This is a genomic window from Natronomonas gomsonensis (assembly GCF_024300825.1).
Taxonomy (GTDB): Archaea; Halobacteriota; Halobacteria; order Halobacteriales; family Haloarculaceae; genus Natronomonas; species Natronomonas gomsonensis.
The window spans coordinates 96,966-110,179 of sequence record NZ_CP101323.1 but is presented as its reverse complement, the minus strand read 5'-3'; the positions used below and the strand labels follow the sequence as shown (position 1 = coordinate 110,179).

Genomic DNA, 13,214 nt, shown 5'->3' with positions numbered 1-13,214 from the left:
GACGCCAGCGCTGCCGCTCGGGACGAAACAGCAACAACGGGAAAACGTCAGTTCACTTCGCCGAGTCGGTAGCGATAGGGTTGGCCGTCGATGACCTCGACTTCACCGACCTGTGCTTCCCGGCCGAGAACGGTCGCGACCTGGTGAGCGCTGTCGAACTCCTCGCCGTGCTCCTCTAGGAGGTCGAGTATCTCTCGGGCCGTCAGCGGCTCCTCGGGGTCGGCCTTCGACAGCACGGTTCGGATGCGCTCGAACTCACCCCGGCGTATGCGCATGTTCTTACGTATGTGCCCACATACCATAACACCCCGTCAGACAAACGTCGGACAGGCAGACGACGAAAACCGAAGGACGGAGCGGGGATGGAATCGCCGACGGTCGTCAGACACCGAATGCCGAGCTCGTGTGACGAAGTGTCACACCGGCGTGTCGACTTCCGACTCGAAGTCCCGCTGTTCGCGGTACTGTTCGACGAACGCCTCGACATCGAACTCCAGCATCTGTTCTTCGAACGCCGAAGCGGTGTCGCTGTCGCCGTGGCTGGCGGCGTGTTCCATCAACTCCACGAGTAACTCGACGACGGTCTCGTGGAGCCGTCGGGAGTCGAAGTCGGTGACCCACAGGAGGGCGTAGCCGACGGAGCCGTCTTCGCTCACGTCGGCGACGGCAACCTCGTCGGGAAACTCCTCTAAGACGATGCCCATCACGTGGGCGATGCCGAACTCGGGGAACTCGTCGGCGGTCTCGATGGTCTCGCGCAACACGTCGGCGATGGATTCGGGGACGAACCGGGAGACGGGGTGGACGTCGACGACGACGGCGTGTTCGTCGCCGCAGTCACAGCGAACGTCGCGCATCCCCATGTCGATGTCCCGAGCGTGAACCGTCTCACCACACGGCAACTCGAGTGTGCCCGGGTCGTCGCCCGGAACGCGCGGTTCTGCCATTGGTCTCTCTGGGTCGCCTGCGGGGTTAAAAACAGCGTTCCGCGACGGTCGGACTCACGGCTCGCCGTCGTCGGTGTCCTCGGCCGCCCCGTCCTCGTCGCTCTCATCGACTGCGTGCCGCTCGACTTCGACCTCGACTTCGATGTTCGGGTCGCTCATGGGGCGGAATACGACCCACAGCGAAAAATAATCCAGTTGCCGTTACTCGGGGATGTCGTCGGGACCGAGCGCTGCGTTGTAGGGGTCGTCATCCTCGCTGTCAGCCACGGTCTCGTCCGCTTCGAGTTGGACGTACCCGCGCGTGACGACCGCGGCGCCGAAAGCCAAGATGACCCCGCCGACGGCGGCGGTGACGACCGCACTCGCGATGGGCGAAACGAGGCTCAGAACCGACCCGACGAGTTCGTCGACCAGCGAGACGACGACGACGAGCAATCCGAGAGCGAACACCTCAATGCGGTGGCCCTTCGTCAGCCGCCACGATTCGGCCATCGCCTCGACGAAGTTCTCGTTCTCGATGGCGATTCGCTGGCGCATGAAGAGGAACACCACCGCGAAGAATATCCCCGGCAACAGGAGGAACACCGACCCGACGATGATGAGTCCCCAGACGACGATACTCCCGACGAAACCGTTGAGCGTCGCGATCAGGATGTTGTCGGTGAGACTGTCGCTGGTCACTGCCTCGGAGTCGGCGGCTGCGAACGTTCGCACGGCGACGATGGAGACCGCTTCCGAGACCAGCGAGAGCGCGATGAGGGCGCCTGCCGCGACGCCCGCGGGGAGCCCCAACGCGAGCGGTGAGGACTCCCGAGCCATCTCGAGTTGCGTCCGGAGGTCCGAAATCAGCGTCTCGTATTCCTGCTGGCTGACGTTGAGTTCCTCCGGCGACAGCCCCTGAAACGATTCGAGCATCGCTTCGAGCAAGCCGACCGAAAGCGTCTGTGCGAAAACGCCGAAGAGGAGGGTGACTACCGCGAAGGCCGCCGCCAAAAGCAGCCCGTTCTTGGCGAACGTTCTGGAGGTACCGTCGCTGAACGCCTCGCCGATGTCGAGACTCATAGACGATTGCGCGCCCGCGGGCCTCTTAAGCGTGGCCGAAACCGTCAGGGCCAGTCGTCGCGTTCCTCACCGTCGTCGTCGCCGGATTCGGCCTCGGGGTCGCCGAGGTCCCACTCGGCGGCCTCGGCGGCCTGTTCGACCGGGAGGAACTCCCAGTCGACCGATTCGGCGAGGGCGACATCGTCGTCGTCGACGCCGATAAAGACGTGTCGATCGGTGTCGAACTGTTTCTTGACGTTTTCGAGGCTCTCCTCGCGGCCCCGCGGTCCGGAGAAGAAGTCCTGTCTGATGCGGTTCTTCCGCGTGAAGTTCGTCACGACGTACGTCGGCTTATCGGAGACGACACCGACGTACTCACTCCACGTGCGAGCGTCGGAGAACACCTCTTCGGGCCGTGCAAGCCGCTTGAGCGCCTCCAACTCGAACGCGAGTGTCATGTCCGTAGAGCCGCCGCCATCCATACGCGAGTGGGGGAGGCCACCGGAGAAAACACTTTGGATACGGGGAGACGGCCCCACGTTCGACCCGGAGAGTTATCGGCGGCCACGTCGACGGAGCGGACATGGGTTCCGTCGTTCCGGGTCCGCTCGCGGAGTGGAACCGAGTTCCCGCACTCGCCGTCGTCTTCGGCATCGCCTCGGTGCCGTGGACATACGGCTTCGTCGCAGGGCTCGAAATACCGCTGTGGCCGTCGTTCATCGCGTCGGCAACGTTCTTCGCAGCGGGGAGCGGCATCGACGCGCTCGTCCGCGGGTACGCCAGCAATCTCGCCGGCATTCTCTACGCAGCCGCCACACTCGCTATCGTCGACGGCCTCTTCGGGGGCGGCGTCCTCGCGTTCAGCCTCGTCGTCGGCGGGTTCATGTTTCTGGCTAGTCTCCACGAAACCATCCCGCTGTTGTCGTTTACTCCGGGTGCGTTCTTCGGGTACGCGACGATGTTCAGCGTCGAGGCCGCCGAAGCGACGGCCTTCGGCGTCGCCGGCCTCCCCGGTGAGACGCTGGCCGCCGTGGTGTCGATGCTGTTTGGCGCCGTTATCGGCCTCGGTGCGGACGAGTTGTCCTCGCGGCTCGCACCTGACCAGAACCTTTAGGCGGCGGTCCGGTGAATCCGAGAGCGTGTTTCCCCTCGTCGCCGGCACCGGGCTGACGACGGAGATGCTCGTCGTCTTCGCAGTCATCCTCGTCGCGTTGGTCCTCTTCGTCGCCGAACCTGTTCCAATCGACATCACGGCCATCGGCGTCCTCGTCTCGCTTGTCGTACTGGAGCCGTGGACCGGCGTCACGCCCGCAGACGGCGTCTCCGGGTTCGCTTCCTCGGCGACGGTGACGGTACTCGCGATGTTCGTTCTCTCGGAGGGTATCCGACGAACCGGCGTCGTCAACATCATCGGTCGGGAAATCGCCGAGCGGTTCGGCGAGAGCCCCTTCGGGCAACTGGCGGCGGTGTTGGGTCTCGCCGGCGGCAGCGCCGGCTTCATCAACAACACGCCGGTCGTCGCGGTGATGATTCCGATGGTGACCGAACTGTCGGACCGAACCGGCATCTCGCCGTCGAAGTTGCTCATCCCAGTCTCCTTCGCGTCGATGATGGGCGGTATGCTGACGCTCATCGGTACGTCGACGAACATCCTCGCCTCCGACGTCTACGACCGCATCGGCGGCGCCGCAACAGAGCCGTTCTCGATGTTCGAGTTCACGGCGCTGGGGCTTTTGGTCCTCGTCTCGGGGACGCTGTATCTGCTGGCGTTCGGGCCGCGACTCCTCCCCGAGCGCATCAAGGCCCGGACCGAACTCACCGACGAGTTCGAGATGAAGCAGTATCTCACCGAAGTCGTCGTCCGAGAGGACTCGCCGATGGTCGGCCGGTCGGTCGACGACTCGCTGTCGGACATCGACGTCGACGCCGACATCGTCCAACTCATCCGCGACCGGAAGTCGTTCAACGAACCGCTCTCCCGGAAGGTGGTCCAAGAGGGTGACATCCTCGTGTTGCGCGTCGACCGCGAGAGTCTCGTCGGCCTGATGGACGCCGAGGGGCTGGATTTCGCCCCCGACGTGGACGCGACCGACGAACTCCTCGAAGGGGAGGACAGCGACGTTCGCGAGGAGGGCGAACAGCGCCTCGTCGAAATCGTTCTCACCCCCGATACGAACCTCCTCGGGGAAACCCTGGAGACGCTGAACTTCCGACAGCGCTACGACGCGAGCGTCCTCGCGATTCGCCGCGGCGGCGAAATCATCCACCAGCGGATGGACAAACGCCGCCTCCGTGCCGGTGACACGCTGTTGATACAGGCCACCGAGGACACGGTCAACCGGTTCGGCCGCGACCGGAACTTCGTCGTCGCCCAGGAACTCACCCGGCCGTACTTCCGGTCGGAGCGGATTCCTGTCGCCGTCGGTATCGTCGCCGCAGTTGTCGCCCTCGCAGCCTTCAACGTCGTTCCTATCATGATATCGGCACTGGGCGGCATCCTCGGAATGGTCGTCACCGGTTGTGTCAAGCCCAACGAAGTGTACGACGCCGTCGACTGGAACGTCATCTTCCTGTTGGCGGGCCTCATCCCGCTCGGCGTGGCGATGGAGGAATCTGGCGCGGCCGCATGGCTCGCAGACCTCGTCGTCGGCAGCAGCGCCGGGTTGGGAATGGTCGCCTTACTCGCCGTGTTCTATCTGTTCACCGCACTCGTCACGAACGTCATCAGCAACAACGCCAGCGTCGTGTTGATGGTGCCGGTCGCCTACGACGCCGCCATCCAGTTGGGTGCCGACCCCTTCGCGTTCGTGCTGGCGGTCACCTTCGCCGCCTCGACGGCGATGCTGACGCCCATCGGCTACCAGACGAATCTGATGGTGTACGGCCCCGGCGGCTACAAGTTCACCGACTTCGCGCGCGTCGGCGCGCCGCTGCAGTTGCTTCTCACCGCTGTGACAACGCTAGGAATCGTCTGGCTGTACGGCGTTTGAACGCCGCTCTCACGCCGATTCGAGGTCGGATTTTACTCGGAGCCTTCGTCGGGAGTTACTCGGCCGCGGCGGGTTCCTCGAAGGCCTCGACGTCGATTTGCTCTTCGAGCAGGAGGTCTTCTTTGCCGGAGACATCGACCTGTTCGCGCGCCAGTCGCTTCAGGCCGGACTGCGGTGCGAGGTCGCCGATGAGGACGCCGCCGATGACGCGGCCGTCTTTGAGCGCGACGCGGCGCCACGTTCCCTCGTCGTACTTCTTTTCGACGGAATCGTCGCCGAGCGTCGGGTGGCCGAAGGAGAGGAAGGGGAAATCGAAGTGCGTGATGGAGTACGAGGACACCCACTCGAAGGTCTCTTCGGGACCGTCGGCGGCCATGTTGGCGCCGGCGATAGAGCCTTGCTCTTTGGCCGACCCCCACGCGCCGTTCTGTGCTTGGTCGCCCAGAATCACGTCGTGGAACTGGGTGATGTCGCCGGCGGCGTAGACGTCTTCGACGTTGGTCTGCATGTGTTCGTCGACGACGATGCCGTTGTCCGTCTCGATGCCGCTGCCGCGGAGGAACTCTGTGTTGAAATTCAAGCCGATGGCGACGCCGGCGAACTCCGCCTCGAAGCGGTCGCCGTTGGGGTCGACCGCAGCGGTGACGTGGCCCTCCTCGTCGGTCTCGAAGTGGTCGACGCCGGAATCGAAGACGGGCGTGACGCCGACATCGCGAAGCGCCTCGTGGATGATTTCGGCGCCCTCCTCGCTCAGCGCGTAGCGCCACCACGCGTTACCGCGCATCAGGTAGTGTGCGTCGATGCCCTGTGCGCCGCAGATGGCCGCGAGGTCGATGCCGAGGAGTCCGGCGCCGACGACGACGCCCTTCTCGGAGCGCTCGGCGTTCTCCTTGATTGCACGGGCGTCCTCGAACGTCCAGAAGTGGTGGACGCCCTCGGCGTCGCTGTTGTCGACGGGGAGCTGTGTCGGCGTCCCGCCGGTAGCGACGAGCAGTTTGTCGTACTCGTAGATGTCTCCCTCATGGGTGTGTACCTCCTTGCCGTCGGTGTCGACGGTCGTGACGACGGTGTTCAACTCGAGGTCGATGTCCCGCTCTTCGTACCAATCGGGGTCGTGAATGGAGACGGGCGCGGCGGGCAGTTTGCCCTTCGCGAACTCCTTTATCAGAATCCGATTGTAGAGAGCTTCCCCTTCCTCCGTGATGACGGTGACATCGGCATCCGGGTCGGCCTCGCGAATCGTCTCCGCGGCGGACGAGCCGGCAATGCCGTCACCGATAATGACGTGCGACGCACACATACCACCGGGTAGAGGGCCGGGCTTAATGTGAATTGCTATGTAGCGGTCCTTCACGTCTCGCCGGGGAAACGTCGGTCGCTTGGGTTTGGTCCGGAACGCTGTAAACGGAACGAGAACCCGGGGTTATCGCTGTACGCGAGCGAACGGGAATCGTTACCGCTCGAAGCCGACGGCTGCCGCGGTCGGGGGGTTGAAGAACGACGAACACCAATCGAGGGGTATGAAACTGTATCAGAACCCGCGACACTGGGCGTCGATGAAGGCGCTGACGACGCCGGGGGTTCGCAACGTCGCCAACTACGCGCTCGTGAAGATGCACACGAAAATCTTCCTCGGAAAGGCCGACGAAGAGCGCCGCGAAGAGCGCCGCGACCACCTCGATGATTTCTTCGATGCGACGATGGACGCCTACGTCGCCGCGCTACAGGAGGGCTACAGCGAGGCCGAAGCCCGCGAAATCACGCACATTCAGGCGAACTTCGACTTCTTCAACCACGGCTGGACGGAGATGATGGAGATTCCCGGTGACGAACTGCAGACACACTACCGTCGCTACGAGGCGTTCTTCGTCGCCCACGACATCACCATCGACGACCCCCTCGGGGAGTTCGCGCCCGTCGATGGCGTCGCCGAGGCGCCGACGACGCTCGAAAACCTCGAAGAGCCGGAGTACGAGAACGCGGTCGCCGGGTTCGACGACGACGTGTACGTCGAGACCGCCGACGGCGAGACCGTGGTCGGCGGCGACACGGAAAAGCCGGACGTGAGCGTCACCGACGCTCCCGGCGTCTCCGACGAGGACGCGAAGGCCGACTGAATCGACGCCGACTACGTTTCAACTATCGCGTCAGCCGCGGCATACCCCGCTTCTATCGCGCCGTCGAGGCTTCGTTCGGGGTACTGTGCCCGCGAGGCCATCCCCGCGTAGTAGACGCCCGGCACGGAGTCACCGAGGTCGTAGGGGACGACCATATCGAGATACCCTCGTTCGTAGATGGGTGCCGTTCGGGGGTTGCGCGCCGTTTGTATCCAGTTGACCGACTCGCGGTCGAAGTCGGGAAACAGCGATTCGATGCCGTCGAGCCACGCTTCTTCGACGCCCGCATCGTCCATCTGCCACAGTTCTTCCTCGGGACTCTGGATGTAGCTGACCGCGTACAGCAGGTGTTCGCCGCCGTAGCGTTCCGGCGGCACGAAGTTCGTGTGCTCGATGAGCGCACCGAAGGGGACCTCCTCGGCGATGTTCAGCCAGTAGGTGTCGGTCAGCGATTCCTCGACGCTGATGACCGAACACACCGTCCCCTGGAAGTCGATGTCGCAGGCGTAGCCGGTGAGGTCCTCCAAGACGTTCGGCATCGCCGCGACGACGGCGTCGTCGACTGTGTGTGTCGTCTCGTCGTCGGCCGTCTCGACGGTCATCGTGGAAACGTCGTCCGCAACTTCGAGGTCGGTCACGCGTGCGCCCGTCGTGATGTTCCCGTGGCCGACCGCCTCGATGAGCGCGTCGAGCAACACGCCGAACCCGCCGTCGAAATAGCCCAGTACCTCCCCTTTCAGGATGTCGCGTTCGCCGCGGAACTTGATGCGGCCGAGCAGCCACGCGGCGCTGACCTCTTCCCAGCGGTCGCCGAACTTCGCTCGAAGCAACGGCAGGAAGAAGTGCTCGAAACAGCCCCGAGAGGTGTGTTCGAGGATGAACTGCTTCACCGGCACGTCCTCGAAGTCCTCGAGTCGTTCGTAGCTGTCGAAGGAGGGGACGCCGCCGCGGACGTCGATGTCCAACACGAGCATACCGAGGCGGAACTTGTCGTACAGCGAGAGATGCGGGTAGGCGAGGATTTCCCACGGCTTGTTCATCGGGTGGACGACGCCGTCGACGTAGTAGGCGTCGGAGCCGTAGCGCCATTCCAGTCGGTCGTCGACACCCAACTCCGCGGCGAGTTCGACGATGGTCTCCTCGGATTTCGAGAGGTGGTGATAGAACGCCTCGATGCGGTCGCCGCTCGTTTCGTAGGTGGCGGCGAGTCCGCCGACGGCGTCGGCGGCTTCGAACACCTGCACCTCCCGGCCCGCCTGCTGGAGGCGATAGGCGGCAGCGAGGCCCGCGAGCCCGCCGCCGACGATACCAATCATGTTCGGGCCTGCGCCCTCGGCGGTGTTGGCTCTTTTGACTGGGCGGGCAGTTCGGGTACATTTATCCGAGGCCGACCGGTACTGCGGGCATGGTCACGGTGCGGGCCCCGGCGACGAGTGCGAATCTGGGCAGTGGCTTCGACGTCTTCGGTGCCGCCTTAGAGCGGCCCGCCGACGTGGTTCGCGTCGAGAAGGCCGACCGCACCACTATCGATGTAACCGGCGTCGGCAGCCAGTACATCCCCGAAGACCCCGAGAAGAACACCGTCGGGGCGGTCGCAGAGGCGCTGGACGCCCCGGCCCACATCAGCATCGACAAGGGCGTCCGACCGGCCTCGGGGCTTGGCTCATCGGCCGCCTCCGCGGCCGCCGCCGCCGTCGGCCTCAACGAACTGTACGACCGCGGCCTCACTCGCGAGGAGTTGGTTCCCATCGCCGCGGAAGGCGAGGCGGTCGTCTCCGGGGCCGCCCACGCCGACAACGTCGCCCCCTCGATTATGGGCGGGTTCACCATCGCCCGCGAGGACGGCGTCACGCAACTCGACGCCTCGATTCCACTGGTCACCTGTCTGCCGGAAATCGTCGTCTCGACGCGGGACGCTCGCGAGGTCGTCCCCGACGGCGCACGCATGGAGCAGGTCGTCGAGTTGGTCGGCAACGCCGCGACGCTATCGGTCGGGATGGCCCGAAACGACCCCGACCTCGTCGGCCGCGGCATGAACGACAGCATCGTCACGCCCGCGCGTGCGAAACTCATCACTGGATACAGCGAAGTCCGGGAGGCGGCCTTCGAGGCCGGCGCGACCGGCGTCACCATCTCGGGGGCAGGTCCGGCGGTCATCGCCGCCTGCCACGAACGGGACCGTCGCGACATCGCTGGAACGATGATAGATACCTTCGAGGACGCGGGCGTCGAGGCACGGGCCTACCAGACGGAAATCGGGAAAGGCGCGACGATCTATTGAGCCGGCGGACCGAGCAGCACGCGTTTTTCCGTCCTGCTTGGACACGGAACACCGCCTTGGTAACCACTGGTGTTACTCGGTCGCTTTCGGCAACCGTACAACGAAGACGGTCCCCGTCGGCGCGTTGTCCTCGGCCCACACATCACCGCCGTACTGGTCGACCAGCGTCTGGACGAGATAGAGGCCAATCCCGGTCCCGGGGCTGCCAAGGCTTTTTTCGCCTTTCCCGAAGACCACATCCTTTTGTTCATCGGGGATTCCGGGGCCGTTGTCGGCGATTCGGACCTCTACGTCCTCGTCTCGCACCGCACAGGAAACTTCGACTACTGGGTTCTCCGCATCGTTGTGCTGGATGGCGTTGTTCAGCAGGTTCCGAAACACCGAGCTAAGCATACTGTTGGCAGCCACCTCGACGTCGGGGAGCGAATCGGGAACGACGAACTCCGCATCCGGGAAGGATTCCTCACGAAGCGAGAGTTCGGTTTCGAGGATAGAGCAAATCGAAGTTGGCTCAATGGTGAGTTCTTCGTCAGAGACGACCGTCTCGGCGTAGTTGCGAGCAATTTCGGTCAACTCGACGACGTGCTCGCCACTGTTGAGGATTTTTTCGAGATACGTTCGGCCTTCCTCATCGACGTGCTCGTCGAGCATCTCCGCCCACCCGAGCATGACCGCCAAATCGTTTCGAATGTCGTGACGAACAACCCGATTTAGCATTTCGAGTTCCTGTTCCCGGCGCTTTTGCTCCGTGATATCGGTGGAGATGCCGACGACTTCAGTCACCTCTCCTTGGTTATTCCGGATGATGACTTGCCGAGTCAGTACCCACCGAATCGACCCGTCGGGTTGGACAACCCGACCCTCGTACGATTCGTTGTGGAGCCCTCGGTCGGACCCCTCGATGTTAGCCCGAACCCGGTCGCGGTCTTCTGGGTGTATCGTCTCAAGCAGCCTGTTGATGTCATCCTGAACTTCCTCGGGCGGGATGCCCCATATCCCTTCGAAGCCATCGCTAATGTAGTCGAACGTGTCGGGTTCTGTGGCGGTCCAGAGTGCGACTCCGTCCAATTGGTCGAACAGTGACTGAAAATCGCGCCGTTGACCAAGTGACGAATTACTCACGCCGTATTGTACGCCTCGAACAATATAAATATCGACTGTACACCTATTTTCGAGAATCGTGGGGTCACAGAGCGCGGGGTTCAGGAGCCCATTCCCGTTTTGGACCTCGTTATTGTATGAGCATCCGCGAGCGCCCGAAGTGAGCTGTCGGGGGGTCCCCCAAGTTTTGCGGGAGGGGGTTCCTCGCTCCCTTCGGTCGCTGCGGGAACCCCCTTGCGTAAAGAGTGAGCGTCTAAAACTCCTTAATCACGCCGTAACCGACGCCCATCACCAGTCCGTAGAGGACGAACGCCAGCAGGAACCACGGCTGGAGCGTGGGGACGAACAGGCCGAATGGGGTGACGGTGTTGACCGCGAGAGGAACTGCGATGGCACCGACGGCGATGGCGGCGACGATGCCGTAGACGAAGCCGGCGACGGCGGCCGCGGTGGTGACCGGCGCGCGGTCGAGGAAGTCACCGAAGACGGCGTCGAGGTCGGCGTCGTTCTCGACGAACTCGTCCATCGAGCGGGCGTACTGACTGAGTCGCGGGCCGACAGCGACGGCGAACGTCAATCCGAGAATCAGCGAGATAGCGAGCCAGACGACCCAGCCGATGGTGACGCTGCCCCCGTAGCCGACGATGGCACCGAGGAACCGCATGGCACCGCCGCCGACCATATGGTGGACGATGAGGCCGCCGACGGAACCGCCGAACAGCGACCCGAAGACGATGGCGCGTTGGCCGCTCGTCCCGATGGCCGTCGAAGTGGGGAGTTCCTCGCGGACGATGGTTCGCTTCCGGAGTTGCGTGTAGACGAGGGAGAAGACGACACCGAAGACGAAGTAGCCGGCGACCGGCGGGGCGGTGTGCGGTAGGTCGATGGCGGTGGCCGCCGGAACGCCCACGACGCCGATGGCGGCGGTGAGTATAGCGCCGTAGACCAATCCGACACCGAGTCCCCGGACGAAGCCGAGACGGCGTTCGAGCGTCCCGGCCGCAAGCGGCACGAACAGCAGACCGGCGAGGAGCGATAGGACGAACCAGACGGCGATGCCGGCGGTGAGCGAGGGCATCCCGACGATGTTCCCGAGGACGTAGAGATAGGGGTTCGGCGGGAGGGCGCCGTAGATGAGGCCGATGCCGGCGGTGCCACCGACGATAGCGCCGCCGAGGACGGGCACGCCGCGGCCGTGGAGGAACGCGGGGGAGAGACCGGCACCGCGAGTGCCCTCGTAGACGGCACCCAAGGCGATGCCGAAGAGGAGGTACGCTGCGAGGACCGTGCCGGCGATGTGCGGCGTCGGAAGGGCGAACGGCGTCGCCGAGGTGATGACCGACGGCATGGCGAGCATCCCGACGAAGACGAGTAAGACGCCGTAGACCGTACCGACCTTCAGGCCGGACTGGGCGGGCACGTCGGTCCGTTCGACACGACGGGCGCCCAACGCGGCGAAGACCATCGCGAACAGGAACGTGAGGCCCAGCCACATGCCGAACCCGATGCCTGCAGAGCCGCCGTAACCGACGATGGCGCCGAGCAGTCGGAGATAGACCGGGGAACTGGCGTACAGCAGTCCGCCGGAGGCGGCGCCAGCGAGCAGCGCCGAGAACACCACGGCACGGCTTCGGCCGACGAGGAACGCGGGCCGGAGCGGCCGTTGGTTGACGACCTTCCCGAACGTCGACCCGAGGACGACGCCGTAAGCGACGAACGCGCCGAGTGTGCTCACTGCGACGTTGCCGAAGCCGAGGTCGAACGGCGTCGCCGCGGAGGCGACCGCCGGCACCGCGAGGAGACCGACGAAGACCGCCAAGACGATGCCGTAGACGAAGCCGTAGCCGGTGGTGCCGTTCCCGCGGGCGGCGTGGCCGCCGGCGACGAGCGCGAACAGCAGTCCCAACACGGCGGTGAGTCCGACCCAGATACCGAGTCCGGTGGTCGGGACGCCGTCGCCGGCTATCGCCCCGAGATAGCGGAGATACAGCGGCTGTTGGGAGTAGACGATAGCGCCCGAGAGTGTGCTGGCGAGAACCGGCGCGAGGACGGTCGCCCGGACCCGGGAACTGATGAACGAAAAGGAGGGTAGCGGAATGGTACCCTCAAGCGTGAGGCCGTAACCGAGGCCGAAGACGAACCCGAAGACAGCGTAGCCGACGACGATGTTCGTGTTCGTCAGCGGGACCTCGGCCGCCGGAATGAACGAGGGGACGACGACCAACCCGACGACGACGCCAGCGAGGGCGCCGTAGATGAGGCCGACGCCGGCGGCGGTCGTTCCCAGCGGCGAGCGCATGACGAGCGGTTGGACGAGTTTGCGGAACAGTGCGATTCGTGCGGTCAACCACGTGGTCGCGGCGGTGTAGGCGGTGATGGCCGGCGCCGCGAACGCGGCGAACACCAGCCCGAGAACGAGGGCCAAGCCGAGCCACGCACCGTAACTCGCGGTGCCGCCGACACCGACGACGCTGCCGATGAAGGCGAGATGAATCGGCGCGAGGCTGTTGAAGGCCGCAAGACCGGCGAGGCCGCCGAGTATCGACCCCACTAGGGCCGCCCCCAAAACCCCGTCGTCCAGCGAGGCCGCCTCCTCGGACGCCTCGGGTTGACTCTGTGCGTTGCGGGTAGTCACGAGTATCTACACAGGTGTGTTTTTCCTATGTAATAAAGCGTTGCGGGGGGTGTACACGGTCATTTAAGCCGGGTCGTAACCGGGAGTAGCAACCGTGGTCAC

12 protein-coding genes are annotated in these 13,214 nt (G+C 64.5%); 4 read left to right on the top strand and 8 right to left on the bottom strand.

Features of this window, described 5'->3' with window-relative positions; translation table 11 throughout:
* Positions 1 to 47: 47 nt before the first annotated feature.
* The 4 genes from NMP98_RS00545 to NMP98_RS00530 all read right to left on the bottom strand — a co-directional run bounded on the left by NMP98_RS00545 (position 48) and on the right by NMP98_RS00530 (position 2,470).
* Positions 48 to 275, bottom strand: coding sequence for a hypothetical protein (locus NMP98_RS00545; RefSeq protein WP_156707186.1), 228 nt, complete (start codon positions 273 to 275; stop codon positions 48 to 50).
* Between the two features lie 141 nt (positions 276 to 416).
* Positions 417 to 947 carry a DUF5815 family protein gene (locus NMP98_RS00540; protein WP_254859476.1) on the bottom strand — a complete coding sequence of 177 codons (531 nt, stop codon included), beginning with the start codon at positions 945 to 947 and terminating at the stop codon, positions 417 to 419.
* A 201-nt stretch (positions 948 to 1,148) separates the two neighbouring features.
* Entirely contained in the window at positions 1,149 to 2,009 is an 861-nt protein-coding gene (locus NMP98_RS00535; protein WP_254859475.1) for a DUF7847 domain-containing protein, read from the bottom strand.
* A gap of 44 nt (positions 2,010 to 2,053) precedes the next feature.
* The gene (locus NMP98_RS00530; protein WP_254859474.1) at positions 2,054 to 2,470 is read right to left on the bottom strand and encodes a DUF7124 domain-containing protein; all 417 of its coding nucleotides are present in this window, start codon (positions 2,468 to 2,470) and stop codon (positions 2,054 to 2,056) included.
* Positions 2,471 to 2,571: 101 nt separating this feature from the next.
* On the opposite strand from NMP98_RS00530, the gene NMP98_RS00525 reads away from it, so the two are divergent.
* Positions 2,572 to 3,102, top strand: coding sequence for a DUF1097 domain-containing protein (locus NMP98_RS00525; RefSeq protein ID WP_254859473.1), 531 nt, complete (start codon positions 2,572 to 2,574; stop codon positions 3,100 to 3,102).
* Positions 3,103 to 3,166: 64 nt separating this feature from the next.
* Entirely contained in the window at positions 3,167 to 4,978 is a 1,812-nt protein-coding gene (locus tag NMP98_RS00520; protein ID WP_254861347.1) for an SLC13 family permease, read from the top strand.
* Positions 4,979 to 5,033: 55 nt separating this feature from the next.
* Here NMP98_RS00520 and NMP98_RS00515 read toward each other — a convergent pair whose 3' ends face one another.
* Positions 5,034 to 6,278 (bottom strand): NAD(P)/FAD-dependent oxidoreductase, encoded by a 1,245-nt coding sequence (locus NMP98_RS00515; RefSeq protein WP_254859472.1) that lies wholly within the window; start codon positions 6,276 to 6,278, stop codon positions 5,034 to 5,036.
* A 220-nt stretch (positions 6,279 to 6,498) separates the two neighbouring features.
* On the opposite strand from NMP98_RS00515, the gene NMP98_RS00510 reads away from it, so the two are divergent.
* A complete protein-coding gene (locus tag NMP98_RS00510; protein ID WP_254859471.1) occupies positions 6,499 to 7,095 on the top strand; it encodes a DUF6149 family protein in 597 nt (198 codons plus the stop codon).
* Between the two features lie 11 nt (positions 7,096 to 7,106).
* Here the strand turns inward: NMP98_RS00510 and NMP98_RS00505 are convergent, their stop codons facing one another.
* Positions 7,107 to 8,411: an NAD(P)/FAD-dependent oxidoreductase gene (locus NMP98_RS00505; RefSeq protein WP_254859470.1), complete on the bottom strand. Its 1,305-nt coding sequence runs from the start codon at positions 8,409 to 8,411 to the stop codon at positions 7,107 to 7,109.
* Positions 8,412 to 8,500: 89 nt separating this feature from the next.
* On the opposite strand from NMP98_RS00505, the gene NMP98_RS00500 reads away from it, so the two are divergent.
* A complete protein-coding gene (locus tag NMP98_RS00500; RefSeq protein WP_254859469.1) occupies positions 8,501 to 9,376 on the top strand; it encodes a homoserine kinase in 876 nt (291 codons plus the stop codon).
* A gap of 72 nt (positions 9,377 to 9,448) precedes the next feature.
* Here NMP98_RS00500 and NMP98_RS00495 read toward each other — a convergent pair whose 3' ends face one another.
* Entirely contained in the window at positions 9,449 to 10,498 is a 1,050-nt protein-coding gene (locus NMP98_RS00495; protein ID WP_254859468.1) for a PAS domain-containing sensor histidine kinase, read from the bottom strand.
* 232 nt (positions 10,499 to 10,730) lie between these two features.
* Positions 10,731 to 13,112: a hypothetical protein gene (locus tag NMP98_RS00490; protein WP_254859467.1), complete on the bottom strand. Its 2,382-nt coding sequence runs from the start codon at positions 13,110 to 13,112 to the stop codon at positions 10,731 to 10,733.
* Between the last annotated feature and the right edge of the window lie 102 nt (positions 13,113 to 13,214).